Source organism: Candidatus Bathyarchaeia archaeon (assembly GCA_041447175.1).
Lineage (GTDB): Archaea > Thermoproteota > Bathyarchaeia > Bathyarchaeales > Bathycorpusculaceae > JADGNF01.
In genome coordinates this window covers 1,817,460-1,832,856 of record CP166960.1, presented here as the reverse complement: position 1 = coordinate 1,832,856, position 15,397 = coordinate 1,817,460, and the positions used below count along the sequence as shown (strand labels likewise).

The following is a 15,397-nucleotide window of genomic DNA, read 5'->3' as shown; positions in this document are numbered from 1 at the left end:
ACGTGTTGCTCTGTTCAACACACAGTCACTACAGTATCTTGCGACATAAGATTTAAATGTGTTTTTCGGCTTCTTCTGTTTTCACTGAAATTGGGCGGGGAATTAATTGAGCACTTATCTTGGGAAATTTGAGAAGAATGTGTGCGCTTTTAGTCGTGTTGTGGCTTTGATTATTCTTATTGCGGTTGCGGTTAGTGTTGTGGTGGCGGCTTGAATGGGCGGTGTGAGTATTGGGTTTATGGGTGCATCCTCAGTTACTGTGGCAAACGTTGATTTTGTTGTGGATGAAGTGGCACTTATATGAATTTGGCGTTGAAGAATTCTGGTGCGAAGACAATTGTGGTCGTTTCAGTTAAAATTAACCATCAACTTGTAACTCCTGCTAACCAAGATTATCCAATAACGTCAATTAGTGAGCTAACTGATGGTGGTTGGGCAGTGGATGATAGCACTTCTTTCAACGCTGGCGACCGTACCACCTTAGTGATTGCAGGTACACTAGCAGACTGGGTCAACGGCAACAGCTACAAGATTGGCTTCTACGACGGCAGCAACCAAGTCATCGGCTCAGCGCAGCAGAACGCTCCTGGAACATAACACACACCTCTTTAGAACCAACGTTTCGGTAGGTGAACAGCGTTTCACCGCCTTCCCTTCCTTATCTATCAATAACTTAACGAGGAACAAACCATGGTCGTTGAAATAAAAGAGTATCAATCAGCCGAACAATTAGCTGACCGCCTAGACAAAGAAATCGGCGACACCGAAAGCACCTTAAGCGGATACCTGCGGCGCCTAGACGAAATCCGCATCATAGCCGAAAAATCCAAAAAAATCTGTGAAGTTGTCCTTAAGCTCTCTGGCAAAAAAGGCGGCAACGAAGGTAACGGCGAAGTCACCGTCGGTAGCCTCAACATAATCTTGGACGCAACCCCTTTCCACGAGTTAAACGCCATCGAACAGGTGGTTCGCAGTTTTCAAGAGCATCTGCTCACAATGCAGCGCGCCCGCGAAGCCCTCAAATGGTTTGACCAGTTGGGGGACACTGAAGGACTCAAATACCTCGTGGTAGAAAACGAAGGCGTCCCCGAACGTATCCTCTTCAAACTCTCATAGCCAAACTATTTGGAGGTTTAAGATGAACTCTGAAGCCTGCTTCCTGGCGTTGAACAGCGCCCTCAACGAAGTCAAACATGTCTGCCCAAACGTGCAGCATGCTTTTCTTTTCACAGCCGACGCGCAGCTTGTAGCAAAAGACTACGTAACCGATGAAGCGGCAGCAGACGCGGCGGCTCAAGCAATCCAAGCCTTATCTAAACATGCCCACGCTTTCGGCGGATTAGACTCCTTCACCTTCCAAGGCGAGAACCACAAAGTCACGGTTACCGGCTTAAACGAGTTTTACTTAGCAACCATAGCTGACTGTGAAGTTGACGAACAAAGCCTTCGCAACTTAATTCATGTTGTGATTCCAACAGTCATAAAAGTGCTTCAGACAGTTAATCCTAACTTAACCACAAAATCGCCCACCGAAAACCAGTTTCCACCCGAACCTGAAGGTCTGGACAACGAACCCCAAGCTCCAACCATGGACCTGACCTCTCAGGAAACCCCTGCGGAAATTCCTGAGCCAGTTTACGGGAAATCTGAACCTGAACCAACTTTGCCCGAGGCGCCCGCCAGCCAACTTATGGTGGAAACTCTAAGCGGCTTAAGGCTGGTGACTTGCTCGGAAAATGTCGTGCGAGTTGACCGCGAAGTCCTCTCCCAATGGAAAAACTTTTACGGCGACCAAAAAATTTTGGAAGTTGAGGTGGAAGAGCCGCAAGTAGGCAAAAAACTACGATGCCACTTTAAGCCCGTGAGAGACTCAAGGCTTGAGGGTAAGGGTGTGATTCAGATTCCTGAGAAACTGCAGCAGCTGTTAGAAATCCGTAAAGGTGCCCTTGTCACAGTTAGACCCGTTTTCACTGAGGAGGAAAACACGTGACCCCCAAAAAACAAAAACGGCAAGAAACCACAAACACCCAAAACACTCCCATTGTTATCGATGCTAACCCTGACCCGTCACTTAACCTTTCTCCAGAACTAAAGCGATGCCTCAAAGAAGTCAACCAGATGGAAGGCGTTTTAGGCTACATACTCAAAAATGGTTCAACTGCGACAATTAATCTTAAGGACTCTCAAAAGACTGTGGAGTACGCGTTGTTGACCTCTCAAGCATTTGACGCCATAAAAGAATTCAGCAATCTCTTCAGCTTGGGCAAGTTAGAGAGTGCAACCATAGAGTGTGCCACACTGAAAGTGGTTTTGGTGAAAATCGGCGAATATACTCTGAACGTTTTCATGGGAAAAACAGTGGAACCCCAAAAAGTTTTGGCTCTTTTAAAACAGTTCACTGCTTGATGCTTCTCAATTGGTAGTGCAGCCCGAACAGGTATCCGTGCTTCTATGTGCGCGGAAAAATGAACCTCAGACTCCAACAGCATAAACTTTATATCCAAAATCCAAACCCATTCTTGCTCTAGAGGCTAACTATAATGAACGCACCGTTTGCATCCAACCGTTACGGGTTCAACGCAAACTAAAGTTAACCCACTTATCACTTGTTTTGCTTGTAGTCAGGTTTTGAACCAGAACACAGCAAAATGACGCAAACAAAGCGCCAAACAATGTGCCTCTAACCGCTTAAGCATCATGGAGAACCGTGTACATGCATAAAAAACTCCTGATTCCCGGACCCACTGAGGTCAGCAGCCAAATCCTTCAAGAACAAACCCACCCAATGATAGGGCATCGAAGCAAAGAATTCAGCGACTTCTACGGCGGAGTGACAGCTAAACTGGCAAAATTCTTTAAGTTACCCCAAGGCTACCAGCCCACAACTACAACCTCTTCAGGAACCTTGTGGTTTGATATTGTCGGCAGAAGCGTTGTAAAAAAGAAGGCTCTTTGCTGCATCAACGGTGCCTTCAGCAAGCGTTTTGGCGAAATCGTCCGTTCCTGTGGCAAACCCGCTGACTTTATCGAAGTGGATTGGGGTAAGGTTGTCAAACCCGATGCTGTAGCTGAGAGGCTGGAGTCAGGAGAGTACGACACATTAACCATGTGCCACAATGAATCCTCCACTGGCGCCAGAAGCCCAGTTGCTGAGGTCGGCAAACTCGTCAAAAAAGACTACCCTGAAGTCGTCTTTGCTGTGGACAGCGTTTCCTCTATGGGCGGCGACTTGACTCTGCCGCATGAAATGGGCGTTGACATCCTTTTCGCTTCCACCCAGAAGTGCTTTGCTTTGCCCCCTGGCTTAGCTGTTGCGTTGGTAAGCGACAAAGCCTTGGAGCGTGCCCAAGAGGTGCCTAACAGAGGCGGTTACACGGATTTGCTTGAGATCTTCGAGTTCGAAAAGAAGCATCAAACGCCCTTCACCCCTAACGTTTCGCTTTTGTATGCGTTGGATAAACGCTTAGACTTGATGATAGCCGAAACCTACCCAAAAATCTATCAGCGGCACTTAGACATGGCGCAACTCACACGGGCTTGGGCAAAGAAGCACTTTGAAATGTTCCCTGAGGCTGGCTATGAATCTGTAACTGTTTCATGCATAACAAACACCCAAGGCAAAAACGTGAAGGAACTTAACCAAAAACTCGCCGAAAAAGGCTTAACCATAAGCAACGGTTATGGGCAGCTTGCCGAGAAAACCTTCCGAATTGGCCACATGGGTGAGTGGACAGTTGAAGGCATCAAGGAAGCTTTGGCCGCCATTGATGAGATTTGGGGCCTAACAACGTGACCTATAAAGTTCTAATCAGTGACCCACTTTTCGAAGACGGAATCAAACTGTTTGAACAGAAAGGGTACTTCGTCAAAAAGGCGTGGACTCTTCCAAAAACCGAGTTGCCCAACATAATCGGAGAATACGATGTGCTCATCGTTCGGTCAGCAACTAAAGTTACAGCTGACCTCCTTTCCGAAGGAAAAAACCTGAAAGTGATTGGGCGCGCAGGCGACGGCTTAGATAATATTGATGTGGCGCAAGCTGAAAAACAGGGTATCGCCGTCGTAAACACCCCTCATGTGGCTTCAGTTAGTGTTGCCGAACTTGTCATTGGGCATCTGCTTGTTCTTGCCCGAAATATTATCCCAGCTACCTTAACCCTTAGGGAAGGCAAGTGGTTAAAAGAAGAACTTATGGGCACCGAAATCAACGGAAAAACCTTGGGCATTGTGGGCTGCGGAAACATCGGGCGAGAAGTTAAACGGCTTGCCTCTGCTCTGGGCATGAAGGTTTTGACTGTTGATGTTTGTGTCAGTGACGAATTCGTCCCAATTGACGTGATGTTGCCGCAAGCGGACTTTGTTACGATTCATGTTCCTTTGACTCCTCACACACGACATCTGATTTCCACAAAAGAATTTGCCAAGATGAAAGATGACGTGTTGCTTATCAATTGTAGTCGAGGCGGAATCGTTGATGAAGATGCGCTTTATGACGCTCTTCTGCACGGCAAAGTTAAAGGTGCCGCTTTGGACGTGTTTGAAAAGGAACCCCCAAAAAATAGCAGGTTGCTTGCCCTCAAGAACGTTATTGCTACGCCGCATGTGGGGGCTCAGACCTATGAAGCTCAAGTTCAGACTAGTATAAAAATAGCTCAAAAGGTTATAGAAGCTTTGGAGAAGTGAGTGGATACCTATGGTTGATGTTCGACCCTTCAAAGCCATTCGATATACTGAAAAAGCAGGGGCTCTTAAGTCCCTGATTACTCAGCCCTACGACAAAATTAATCAAGATATGCAACGGGAGTACTATGAGAAGTCTCCCTACAATTATTGTCGCCTGATTTTGCCCATCGAAGAGAACCGCTATCAAACTGTGCATCAACGCATCTACGAATGGCTAAACGAGCACGTACTGGCTAAAGATGAAGAACCCGCAATTTTCGTGTGCCGCCAAGAATTCCGTTTAGACGGCAAAAACTGTACGCGCACGGGATTAATTGCCGCGTTGAGGCTGTATCCCTACAACGAAGGTCTAGTGTTCCCTCACGAAACCACCTATTCAGCGCCCAAAGCTGACCGCCTTAACATGCTGCGGACAATTCAGAAGGACCTTGAGCCGGTGTTTCTGATTTACTCGGACCCTGAAAAAGTGACCGTTGAGTTTCTCCGTGAAGTTGCCAAAACGCCGCCAGACATGGAGGTGGAGGATGAGCTGCGGGTACGCCACAAACTTTGGTGTGTAACGGACCCTGAAAAAATTGCGTTGGTGCAGATGGCTATGGAAAGCAAAACCTTGGTTATCACGGATGGGCACCACCGATATGAGAGTGCTCTGGCTTATCGTGATGAACGTCGAAGTCAGGTGGAGTGGACGGAGGATTCAGCGTTTAACTTCCACATGAGCTACATGGTGCCGGTTCAAGATGAGGGGTTAGTTGTATTGCCTACTCACAGGCTGCTGCGCCGATTTGAATTAACTATAGAAACCATTGAGGCGCTCGCTTCGTTTTTTGAGATTTCAGAGTTAAGTCCCAAAGTCAGTGTAATGGAAGGTTACCTGAAGAAGCATAAATCTGAACATGCTTTCTGCATCTACGATGGGACAAAGGCTTACGGTTTGTTTTTGAGAGATGAACAACAAGTTGCAAAACTTGCTGCTTTAAACGAATCCAACTTAGAACACATCCTTGATGTGGTCATCCTCAAAGACGTTGTTTTCAACACCATGATGAAAACTGGTGAGCTGAAAATTGAGGAAGACATTCTTTATGAGCGTTCTATGCGGACTGCAATGGATAAAATCGACAGCGGTGAAGCCAAACTGGCTTTCCTTGTTAACTCCATCAGTCCAAAGGTAGTATGGGAAATTGCTCAAAAAAGAGCTCGTCTCCCCGAGAAATCCACCGACTTTTACCCGAAACCTGCCTCGGGCTTGACCATGATGGATGTTTCTGCAACCGACAAACTCTAACCTTCAATTTTTTATAAAAAACTGATTCACGTGTTTGATGAAACCAAAACTTCGCTGTACCCGTAGCCGCTTTGATGGTGTGTTTTCTGAATCCTGTTCTGTTTTGTAGTCAAGTGCGTACCGCTTTACTTGATGTATTTGGTTGCATGGCGCTTGAACTTTTTTTTGCATTGTAAACTGCAGAAATGGTACGTTTCGCCTTGATAGGTTATTTTGAATTTCGCTGTATTTTCGTCTAGTACCATGCCGCAAACTGGGTCTCTAAACATTTTCTCTGGTCGTGACCTCAACAGAGAGTAGATTTTCCGCCTATTATGGTTAGTGGTTTAAAAAAAGCCCACAACAGGCGAATCCTGACTGCAAACCGTATCCATAACCTCAATTTTGGTTTTGGTTATGGATTTGATGCTGTCAAAATTGCTCATCTCGCCATAACTAACTAAAGTGATGGCTGTGCCGTCCGAACCTTTCCGCGCAGTTCTGCCTACACGGTGGAAATACACCAACGGGTCCTCAGGGACATCAAAGTTGATTATATGCGTAATGCCGTCAATGTCCAGTCCCCTAGCAGCCACATCCGTGGCAACCAGCAGATTCAGTTTTCCTGCACGAAACGCGTTTATGGCACGTTCCCGCTGAGGCTGCGTATACCCCGCATGCAACGCCTGCGCTCGATAACCCTTCTTCGCAAGCTTATCCGCGACCTTGCTGGTTTCATGACGCGTCCTGCAAAACACAATGGCGCGGTCAACTTCGCTGTCATGCAGTATGGTGCATAGGGCATCAAATTTGGCGCCCTGATTAACAATCTTGTAGTACTGCTTCATCTGCGTCACCCCAATCTCGTCTTTGCTAACAAAGATTTTCACGGGGTTCTTCATGTAGCGGTTACAGACCTTCATGACCGTCTTGTCGATGGTTGCACTAAACAGGCTAGTCTGCCGTGTTGAGGGCGCCCGCGACAAAATGAAGGTGATGTCATCGATGAAACCCATGTCCAACATGCGGTCCGCTTCATCCAAAACCAGAACCTTCACCGAAGCCAAGTTCAGCACGCGGCGTTCCAACAGGTCAATTACGCGTCCCGGGGTACCAACCACGATTTGGGCGCCGTTGGATAATTCGCGGATTTGCCTTTCCATGGAGGCTCCGCCGTAAACGGGCAGCACGCGTAGTTTTTTGTATTTAGCAAACAGGTGCATGTTGTTTGCAACTTGCATGGCAAGTTCGCGTGTAGGCACCAAAACTAAGCCCTGAACTTTTCTGATGCTGGGGTCTAATCTTTCTACCATGGGCACGCCGAACGCAGCGGTTTTGCCGGTTCCGGTTTGGGCTTGCCCGATGACGTCTTTGCCTTCAAGCAGGGGCAAGATGGCTTGAGCTTGTATGGGGAAAAGCTGTTTAAATCCAAGCTCGTTTATGCTTTTCAAAACCTCCCTACTTAAGGGTAGGTCTTGGAATGATTGTACTTCTAACGTGTGTTCGATTCTCCTATCACAAACGTTCCATGCATTTATTCAAAAGCTTCAGCCTGGGAGCTTCATGGTTACATGAGTCAGTGTGATGTAGCAACATTTCTTATTCGCGTATAAAAACGTTTAGCAGAAAAAATCTAGTTTCTTGTGTGATGCAAACAAGTTTTTGCGGTTTTCTTGTATGTCAAAAGACAACATATTTCGATTAATGAAACAACCCATTAAACTGCGGCTTGTTTTTTTGAGTTTGAGGAGGAAGGAGAAGGCTAGCAAACTTCGGTCGCCACTTTGCTGCTGTTAACTTCTGCAGTTATTCTCACCTGTGTTGTCATCGATTATGCAGTGGTTGTGGTTCAAAGTGCTTTGCAGACCAGTAACATCCCGCAGCTGGATCGGCTTAGGGCGTTGGAGGATTCGGTGTTGAACCAGACGGACTCCCTTTTCAACCAGACTCTTCCGCAAACTCAACAAACGCCCCTTCCAAGCCCCTGACCCTGCATTGCTTTTGTTATGTTTAAGTGTTTTTGGGTGCTTAACGAATTTGTGTTGTACATGTTTCTTGCCGATTTTATGTGTAAAAAGTCAAATTAAACAAAGCCTGAACTCGGGATTTGCGTTTTTTAGCTCTGAACTTTTAAGCCCAAACAGGCAACTGTATCTCTTCTTCATCATAAAAACCGCATAAACCTCATCCGCACAAACACCTTCAGGAGAAGAAATGCAGACAAACCTATCAACCCTGCTACTCATCACATCCGCCGTCATCTTTTCCTGCATCGTGATAAACTATGCAACCGTTGTGTTTACCCAAACCCTGCAAACCCCAAACATCCCCCAACTTGAACAGTACAACGCCCTGCAAGAGGAACTTCTAAACCAAACCCAAACCCTGCTCAACCAAACTCTGCCGCAAACCCCAAACAACGCTTCACAGTTGGCTCCCCGCCCAAAATAGGTAAACCTTGGTTTGCGCCGCAAAACTCAGCCGCTTCAAAACTTTCGCCAAACCCCCAGCGTCAAGGCTGCCGATTTTGTTGACAAATTCCTCATGCTTTGGGTAAACGTTGGTGAGGTTCGCGATGCGTTTGCGTACCGCGCCATTTAGCCTAGACAGTTCCTGTAGCACCTCGAGGACAGGTTGTGTGCCGATTTGGTTGAGCCGCTGTTGGTTGTGGCTTTCGCTGGACAACAATGCAGCGTCAAATCCAAGCGACTGCAGTTGCGCCAGAGCTTTGGTGACGGCGGGGTGGGGTTGGCTTTGAGCGGTTTTTTGCATGCCTGCTTTCTCAAAAAACGGGTTATATTTTGCCATAACCGCGACGGCTTCGGCGTAGGGTGTGCCGCAGATAGGTAGGGTTTCGTGGATGATTTTTTCGCCTAAGCCAATGCTGCGGTACTTGGGGTGCACCACAACACGGCTAATTATACTCACTTGCTGCTGCAACTCTGTGAACGTGCCCCTCCAAGCTTTGCTGCGTCCAAAACACATCGGCGACGGATAACTGTACACGATGACGCCGCAGAGTTCCGCTTTGCGTTTGAGGACAAAAATGTTGCGTGAAGGCGGCAAACGCCCCGTTCGGTAATGGAATGGGCTGAGGGCTTTGTAGTCTGTGGTTGTGCCCTGCTCGACGTGCATTTGGCGGGTTAAGCTGCACGTTTTGGCTTTGGCGTTGGGGTGGTAGCGGACGGTGACTTGTTTGCCGTAGCGTTTGTGGATGTGCACGTTGGGTACCAAATCCCGCAGCAAATCCGCGTGAGTGGTCGCGGCTATAACCGCTTTTCCCTGCGCTCTGGCGAGGCGTTGAAGGTTATAGGCAACAATTTTGGCGGTGTCCCGGTCCAGTGTGCTTGTGAATTCATCCAAAATCCACCACTGCGCGCTGGTCTGGGCTAAGCTTGCGATTTGGTAACGGTGTTTCTGGCCATCACTCAGTTCCGCATAGCTGCGCAGAAACAGGAAGGCATCATTTAAGCCGACTTTGCTGAGAACTTCCAGGGCGCGGGTGGTGGTTTCGCCGACAGTCTCGATGATGGGCGTGTCGGGTTTGATGTTGAGGTCTTTGGCGTCCTGGGCTTCGGTGCCTAGGTCGGCTTTGAGGGCTTTGAGAAGGGCGGATTTTCCGCTGCCGCTGTCTCCGGTGATGAGCACGATGTCGGTTGGGCGGATTTTTAGCTGCACGTTGTCGTAGAGGGTGAACTGCTGGGTTGTGTCTTCGCCCAGTCCAAACGCTTCCGCCACTTCCCGTGTGCGTTGGCTACGTTGAGCAGGTGCGGTTTGGTAGCTGATGTCAAAGCAGAATGTGCCCTTTGCGCGGTTGTAGACCCGTTTGAGTTTGGTGACTTGAAGGGTTTCTTTGCGGCGGGTCATCAGGTTTCCCCTTGTGTTTTGTGTTTGGCGCGTTGGTGGCGAAGTTTTTGCAGCCGCGTTTTGCCTGTGTTTGCGGTTTTGGCAACCACCCACAACTGCGGGGCGGGCTCAACTCTTGTGGCGTAAGCTGCCAATGCGAGTGCCCAGAAACGGTCGTCATGTGTGCCCTGCGGATGGCTAAACTTGGTTTTGCCTTCCTTGGACAACTCGTACTGTTCAACGTTAAGTTCCGCAATAAGCTCTCCGTCGTATGGTATGTATAGGCGTTTTTCTGTCATGGCTTGTTTGAGGTGCTGTGCCATCTCCTGTTTAGATTCCAACGTGAATTTGATGCCCTCTACGTTGTCTAAGCCTGCGTTTTGCATGTCTTCGGCGATGTAGTCGCCTACGCCGCTGCAGTCCACAAAGACGCTTTGGAGGGTTTGCCATCGGTCGTTAAGCGTTTTGACGTAGCCAATTACGCTTGCGTACGGTGTGCCCAGCGGGAACCGATGCATATGCGCCAGTTGCAGCTGGCTGTTTTCGGCGTGGATTATGGCTAGGACGCTGTGGTCTTGGTGTTTGCCCAAATCCAAACCCGCATAGAAGCAGCCCTTGGCGGCTCGCTCAAAACTGGTGTACTCCAAGGCTTGGTCAATGCAGCTGGTGATTAAGGCTTGACTAAGCCACGCGTTCTGGTTCTCTGCCCAATCCGCCTCCATTTCCCGCTTCCACCTTGCGGGGTCGCTTTCGAGTTGTCGTTTGATGCGTTCAAGGATTTTGTGCTTGAGGGGACCGTTGGGTTCGACGGCTTGTTGCCATGTTACGTGGCTTTTGGCGTAATCCTCGTATGCTGTGTCGTGAAAGATTTTGTGGAATATGCTGTCGGTGCGCCAGGGGGTGCTGGTGCAGATGAATTTGCCGTCGGTTGTGCCCAGCGTGAAGAGGCTGGCGTCGTAGAGTTCTTCGTCGTTGGGGATGAAGTTGAATTCGTCGGCGTAGACGATGTGGAGTTTGGGTCCGCGGATGGTTTCGGGGTTGTTGGGGTATGCTTCGATGGTGCTGCCGTTGGTGAGGGCGACGGCGGTTTTTTGGGGTTTTTTGTTTTCGGTGGGGAGTTTTTTGAGGAAGCCGTTGATGTGTTTGATTATGAGTTTGGTTTGTCTCCAGCTGGGACCAAAGATGCCTATGTTGCTGTTTGGGTTGGTAAGCGCAAAGTGGAGGAGCAGGGCGCTTATGGTGTGGCTTTTGCCTGTTTGTCTTGCCCACCTTGCCGCGACGAATTGGTTTTCTTCAAACTGCCTGATGAGCGCGGTTTGGTAGGAGGTGGGGTTGAAGCCTAAGGTTTCTTTGCAGAACTGCACGGGGTCTTTGGGGTAGGTTTGTTTCTGTTTTTGAGCGGCTTTTTCGGCTTTCTGTTTGCACCGCGTGATTTCCCGTTGGAACTGTGCCATGGTCATTGCTTCTCGAGTTCTCCTATGGCTTTTTTGAGTTGGTCCAGTTCGGTTTTGATTTGGGTTACGTCGTAGGTTTTGGTTATGCCGTTGATGACTTGGCTGATGTAAGTTGCTAGTTTTGCCCAGCTTTGATGTTCCAACGTTTTTCTGCCTTCTTTTGACCGAACTTGTTCTACCGCAAGCTCCTGCAGGCTTTTAAGGTCCAAAATAAGCTGGGCTCGGATGGCTTGGGTATCGCCGTCAAATTTTTCAGCCAAGTTGGTGATTCTTCTTTGCAGAAAACGCTTTGGTTGGGCTTGTCGGCTCCTACCCTCTATAGGTTTCTGCATCGAATCAATATTAGGCTCCAAATAGGTTCGCCTCACTCCGTCCTTTGTGAAATCAGAATCCCCATTATCGTGCCTGATAGCCCTGTGATGGCGGCAAAGACCTCGCTGTTCCAGCAGCCAAGCAGGGCAAGGTGGGCGATTTCGACGGCTGAGAGGCAAAAGGTGACGGTGATGGCGAATTTGACGCCTAAAACTAGCCGCTCACTTGGCAACGCTTCTGTTGCCGTTTGTTGTCCTGCTTTGTCGGCTCCTTTGCGCCGCGTCAGTGCCCGCTTAACCCAATCCGTCAATGATTCCGTAGCCTCCGCTGACGCAGACACCGCCCCAACGTGTGCGCGTCGGATTTGGATTTCTCGTTGATGGTGAAGCTGTGCAGCAGGACTTTGGCTTCCTCCGCCGAAACATGCCCCTTCGCCAACACGGTAGCGCTGATAGTCCATGGCACGGGAACGGCGGTGTAGTCAATGTCGTAGAGGCCATCGCTGTAGCGGAAAGCGTTCTGCGCCAAAATCACATGCCGACGCTTCTGCCCAAGGACGCCGATGAAGATGCCCCAGCTTTTGACGGGGACATCAATGCCACCTAAACCGTTGCTCAAGCTCTTGCCGATGGAGGCGTCGGTCCACTCAACCTGAACGAGGTCGCCTGCGGTCAGGTTCTTAATTTGGATTGGGATTTCTTTCATTATGATTCCACAAATGGATAAAAAAGCAGATGATGCTTTTAAAGTGTTATAAAATTTATCAATTCATAAATTTATAAATTTGTAAATTCGTTTTGTATATCAAGGGCTTTTTTTCGGATTTGTTTATATCCTGTTACAGTTCGAAACTGTTTTATTTTGTTTACTCCTTCTAGGCATTATGGAAACCATTAGGGATAACTTTCGAAATGGGTATTTTTGGGAGTATTATTTGGATTTGGAACGCCAATTTATCGATTTTACGAAGTATGTTCCTTATCTTGAGGGCAACGAGAACGTGTATTCTTTCAGATTACTTAACCTGACTTTGGCTATAGGTGCTCATATTGATTCAGCTTTTAAAGAGATGTTTCGGTTTCCTGATTTCTCAAAAAAATATCCTGAAATACTTAAAAAAGTCAAAGCTCAAAAAGCAACCATAAGAGATTACTTAAGCATCGGAAAAGAATATTGCCTATCAGAAAGAAAGGTGTTTTTTAAGAAACTTCCCAAAAATGAAGTAGTTTTTCCTTTTAAGCAATTTGAAACTGGGGCGTCTCCTGAATGGTGGACAACTTACAATAAAATAAAGCACGAATTCAGTAGCAATTTCGAAAAATCTACTCTGAAAAATGCGAGAGATGCTCTAGCAGGTGCGTTTTTACTCAATGTTGTTCACAAACCCGCAATATTGAGGTTATTCGAGTACGGTGTAGCAAAGCCAAAATACGAATCGTGGTCAGTAGAGGAAGGCGATATTGGGGTTTTCATGGAACCTCACATTAAAGTGCTTCAAAATATTTTACGGGATTCAAATTGTCCGCCACTCTATATTACAACAAATTTGTTTTATTTCGATTATGAGCGTCCAGATAATAGATGAATTTTCACTGCCGAAATTCACTATCCGCGTTCCTCCAATTTATTGAAACTTTCAGGAGGTCTCATTCATAGACGTTTTCTCTTTTCTCAATTTTCAAAATAATTATTGTTTTTGACTTTTGGTCCACACAGAAAACTGTTCTCAGCTTTTGAGTGCGCAGTCTGTAGAAGTGTTTTTGCCCTTGCATCTTTGCAATGTCTAAATTGGTTTTGAGTCCAGTAAAATCTGCTAAACAGCTTATTTCCTCAAGTAGGTGCCGCTTGATTTTCTCATCCAGGGTGTCTAAGGTTTTTTCGGCTTTTCGGTGAAAAGTCAGGCGGTATTTAGGCACGTTTTTTTGCCCCGTGCTTCTTGAGCACTTCTTCAAAAGATATGCATTCGCCTTGTAGAGCTTCCTTTTTGAGGGCTTTGAGCTCTTTCATCTCTTGAGGGGTTACCTTTTCTTCGGGAATCAGCCGAGCCTCAAGACTGTTAAGGTTCTCCTCCAGTGACTTGAGTTCTTGCCGCATGCGTTTAACTTCGGCGTAAACTTCATCTAAATTCGCCTGAGTCAAGGTTGGCACCTGAAAAAGGATACGTAGTTTGGAATTATAAGGTTTTCATGCAGGAAACGAATTTGCAGCTTTGCCTTTTTCTTGGTCTTTCTGCATTCTTTGGATGGTCTGCTTTAGTGGGGGTATGTTTTCTTTGATGGTCTGCCAGAGGGTTTCGGTATCCATGCCAAAGTATGCGTGGATAAGCTTATCTCGCATGCCTGTGATTTCCCTCCACGGCAACTCACTGTACCTTGCTTTAAGCGGGTCGGGAAGTTGTTTTGCCGCCTCGCCTATTATTTCAATGCTGCGAACAACGGCATTGAGGGTTTTTCGGTCATTAATAAATTGCTCATAAGTCGTATCTTCGGTGAAATCATAAATGTCCTTTATGGCGTCCAAGATATCCTGAGATAGTCTTGAAGGTCGCGCCTTTTCATATCATGACGACTTCCTCAAGGATGCGTTCCCCGATATGCGGCTTCAACCCTTTTTTCGAGACCAAATCCACTTTGACACTCAGCAAATCCGAAAGGTAATTCTCCAATTTCATGAACTCAAAAAGCCCCACAGGCTCAGAAAATTCCACGAGCACATCAATGTCGCTGGTGCTTTTTTGTTCGCCGCGGATGTAGGAGCCGAAGACACCGAGGGTTTTCACCTTGAATTTCCGTTTTAGTTCTGCTTTATGCATGGTGAGGATGCGTTTGATGTTTTCGGCGTCTTGCATGATTAAGACTATGGGTGGTTTGCGAGTTTAAGCTTTTTTGCTTCAGTTGACTTTCCTTGAGTACTTCTAAAGAGGCTCAGTAGGTTTACCTTACCTAAACTCATTTGTTTTGTTCTTTGAAGCGTCTTAGAACCTCAACTGGCACGGGGTTAATGTATTTTAGGTCTGTTTGGTTGCAGAGTTTCTCAAAATCCGTATCGGTCGTGACTATGGCGGAGGCATTTTCTTGCCTTGCAAGTGCAAGGTACATACAGTCAAACACGTCATGCCCAAGCTCGTCGGCAAGCTGGAACCCTTTGAGAATGGTTTCGCGGGTCAGGGCGGGGTACTGCGGGGTTGTATAGGTTTGCAGGAACTGTTTGACGGTGTCGGCGCATTCCTGTTTAGGCAGCCTCCACCGTTGCGTCATTATCCAGTAAGCGCGCATCGGCAAAAAGTCAAAAACAATCGGAACGTAACCCCCACGTAACCCCTCTTCGACAACGGGCGAAACATACTCGTAGCCCGGATGCCCCTTGACCAGATACACGGCTAAGGCGCTGAGGTCAAAAACCCGCCTCTCCACCGTTTCGCTGCTACTATTCACTGAATGTGGCTTCTCCGACATCAAAGAACGCTTCCTTGCCCCATCTGCGGCGGGTTCCGTTAACGTGTTGTATTTTTGGGAGGATGGGTTTTAGGATTAGGGTGCCGTCTTGTCTGGTGAGGTCAAATTCGGCTCCGGCTTTTAGGCCGAGTTTTTCGCGTTCGTCAAGGGGAATGAGGATTCTGCCCCGTTCATCCATCTTAGCTTTACCCACTTGTACACACCCACAATATTTACTGCGATTTTGCCCACATAAACCTTTCCAACAAATGGGCACAGCAATACAGGTGCTTTCGTTTGTGTTTTGTGCTTTCTTCTGTTAATTGTCAATCCGTGTTGTCCGCGTTCCAGAATAAGTAATGCCTTAATCTTTAAGTATTACTTTTATTTTAAGTATTACT

23 protein-coding genes are annotated in these 15,397 nt (G+C 47.4%); 10 read left to right on the top strand and 13 right to left on the bottom strand.

Features of this window, described 5'->3' with window-relative positions:
* Positions 1-300: 300 nt before the first annotated feature.
* The 7 genes from ACBZ72_09600 (at position 301) to ACBZ72_09570 (ending at position 5,971) form a co-directional block, all read left to right on the top strand.
* Positions 301-597 (top strand): hypothetical protein, encoded by a 297-nt coding sequence (locus tag ACBZ72_09600; GenBank protein XES76424.1) that lies wholly within the window; start codon positions 301-303, stop codon positions 595-597.
* 93 nt (positions 598-690) lie between these two features.
* A complete protein-coding gene (locus ACBZ72_09595) occupies positions 691-1,116 on the top strand; it encodes a hypothetical protein (GenBank protein ID XES76423.1) in 426 nt (141 codons plus the stop codon).
* Between the two features lie 22 nt (positions 1,117-1,138).
* Entirely contained in the window at positions 1,139-1,990 is an 852-nt protein-coding gene (locus ACBZ72_09590) for a hypothetical protein (protein ID XES76422.1), read from the top strand.
* Positions 1,987-2,406, top strand: coding sequence for a roadblock/LC7 domain-containing protein (locus ACBZ72_09585; protein XES76421.1), 420 nt, complete (start codon positions 1,987-1,989; stop codon positions 2,404-2,406). Before ACBZ72_09590 ends, ACBZ72_09585 begins: the two co-directional genes overlap by 4 nt.
* Positions 2,407-2,713: 307 nt before the next feature.
* Entirely contained in the window at positions 2,714-3,793 is a 1,080-nt protein-coding gene (locus ACBZ72_09580) for an alanine--glyoxylate aminotransferase family protein (protein ID XES76420.1), read from the top strand.
* Positions 3,790-4,683 (top strand): hydroxyacid dehydrogenase, encoded by an 894-nt coding sequence (locus ACBZ72_09575; protein ID XES76419.1) that lies wholly within the window; start codon positions 3,790-3,792, stop codon positions 4,681-4,683. The genes ACBZ72_09580 and ACBZ72_09575 overlap by 4 nt, the downstream gene beginning before the upstream one ends.
* Positions 4,684-4,693: 10 nt before the next feature.
* Complete coding sequence (locus ACBZ72_09570; GenBank protein ID XES76418.1) at positions 4,694-5,971, top strand: DUF1015 domain-containing protein; 1,278 nt, start codon at positions 4,694-4,696, stop codon at positions 5,969-5,971.
* A gap of 125 nt (positions 5,972-6,096) precedes the next feature.
* On the opposite strand, the gene ACBZ72_09565 is transcribed toward ACBZ72_09570, so the two are convergent.
* Together ACBZ72_09565 and ACBZ72_09560 are read right to left on the bottom strand one after the other, a co-directional pair.
* Positions 6,097-6,240, bottom strand: a complete 144-nt coding sequence (locus ACBZ72_09565) for a YHS domain-containing protein (GenBank protein XES76417.1) — start codon at positions 6,238-6,240, stop codon at positions 6,097-6,099.
* Between the two features lie 57 nt (positions 6,241-6,297).
* Complete coding sequence (locus tag ACBZ72_09560; protein XES76416.1) at positions 6,298-7,401, bottom strand: DEAD/DEAH box helicase; 1,104 nt, start codon at positions 7,399-7,401, stop codon at positions 6,298-6,300.
* Between the two features lie 333 nt (positions 7,402-7,734).
* On the opposite strand from ACBZ72_09560, the gene ACBZ72_09555 reads away from it, so the two are divergent.
* A complete protein-coding gene (locus ACBZ72_09555) occupies positions 7,735-7,938 on the top strand; it encodes a hypothetical protein (protein ID XES76415.1) in 204 nt (67 codons plus the stop codon).
* Between the two features lie 226 nt (positions 7,939-8,164).
* Complete coding sequence (locus ACBZ72_09550; protein XES76414.1) at positions 8,165-8,401, top strand: hypothetical protein; 237 nt, start codon at positions 8,165-8,167, stop codon at positions 8,399-8,401.
* Here the strand turns inward: ACBZ72_09550 and ACBZ72_09545 are convergent.
* From ACBZ72_09545 to ACBZ72_09525, 5 genes are read right to left on the bottom strand one after another with little or no spacing between them, the layout of a single operon-like run.
* Positions 8,375-9,817, bottom strand: coding sequence for an ATP-binding protein (locus ACBZ72_09545; protein XES76413.1), 1,443 nt, complete (start codon positions 9,815-9,817; stop codon positions 8,375-8,377). The genes ACBZ72_09550 and ACBZ72_09545 overlap by 27 nt on opposite strands.
* Positions 9,817-11,250, bottom strand: a complete 1,434-nt coding sequence (locus ACBZ72_09540) for a terminase large subunit domain-containing protein (protein ID XES76412.1) — start codon at positions 11,248-11,250, stop codon at positions 9,817-9,819. Before ACBZ72_09540 ends, ACBZ72_09545 begins: the two co-directional genes overlap by 1 nt.
* Positions 11,251-11,252: 2 nt before the next feature.
* Positions 11,253-11,603: a hypothetical protein gene (locus tag ACBZ72_09535; protein XES76411.1), complete on the bottom strand. Its 351-nt coding sequence runs from the start codon at positions 11,601-11,603 to the stop codon at positions 11,253-11,255.
* 11 nt (positions 11,604-11,614) lie between these two features.
* Positions 11,615-11,872, bottom strand: a complete 258-nt coding sequence (locus ACBZ72_09530) for a hypothetical protein (protein XES76410.1) — start codon at positions 11,870-11,872, stop codon at positions 11,615-11,617.
* Entirely contained in the window at positions 11,869-12,267 is a 399-nt protein-coding gene (locus ACBZ72_09525; protein ID XES76409.1) for a hypothetical protein, read from the bottom strand. Before ACBZ72_09525 ends, ACBZ72_09530 begins: the two co-directional genes overlap by 4 nt.
* 229 nt (positions 12,268-12,496) lie before the next feature.
* Here ACBZ72_09525 and ACBZ72_09520 point away from each other — a divergent pair, with 229 nt between their 5' ends.
* Positions 12,497-13,147: a hypothetical protein gene (locus ACBZ72_09520; protein ID XES76408.1), complete on the top strand. Its 651-nt coding sequence runs from the start codon at positions 12,497-12,499 to the stop codon at positions 13,145-13,147.
* A 61-nt stretch (positions 13,148-13,208) separates the two neighbouring features.
* On the opposite strand, the gene ACBZ72_09515 is transcribed toward ACBZ72_09520, so the two are convergent.
* The 6 genes from ACBZ72_09515 to ACBZ72_09490 all read right to left on the bottom strand — a co-directional run bounded on the left by ACBZ72_09515 (position 13,209) and on the right by ACBZ72_09490 (position 15,210).
* Positions 13,209-13,478, bottom strand: a complete 270-nt coding sequence (locus ACBZ72_09515; GenBank protein XES76407.1) for a type II toxin-antitoxin system RelE/ParE family toxin — start codon at positions 13,476-13,478, stop codon at positions 13,209-13,211.
* Entirely contained in the window at positions 13,471-13,701 is a 231-nt protein-coding gene (locus tag ACBZ72_09510; GenBank protein ID XES76406.1) for a hypothetical protein, read from the bottom strand. The genes ACBZ72_09515 and ACBZ72_09510 overlap by 8 nt, the downstream gene beginning before the upstream one ends.
* Before the next feature lie 45 nt (positions 13,702-13,746).
* On the bottom strand, positions 13,747-14,082 hold the full coding sequence (locus ACBZ72_09505) for a DUF86 domain-containing protein (GenBank protein ID XES76405.1): 336 nt from the start codon (positions 14,080-14,082) through the stop codon (positions 13,747-13,749).
* Positions 14,083-14,116: 34 nt separating this feature from the next.
* A complete protein-coding gene (locus tag ACBZ72_09500; protein ID XES76404.1) occupies positions 14,117-14,410 on the bottom strand; it encodes a nucleotidyltransferase family protein in 294 nt (97 codons plus the stop codon).
* Between the two features lie 100 nt (positions 14,411-14,510).
* Entirely contained in the window at positions 14,511-15,017 is a 507-nt protein-coding gene (locus ACBZ72_09495; protein XES76403.1) for a type II toxin-antitoxin system VapC family toxin, read from the bottom strand.
* Positions 14,989-15,210 (bottom strand): AbrB/MazE/SpoVT family DNA-binding domain-containing protein, encoded by a 222-nt coding sequence (locus ACBZ72_09490; protein XES76402.1) that lies wholly within the window; start codon positions 15,208-15,210, stop codon positions 14,989-14,991. The genes ACBZ72_09495 and ACBZ72_09490 overlap by 29 nt, the downstream gene beginning before the upstream one ends.
* Positions 15,211-15,397 lie beyond the last annotated feature (187 nt).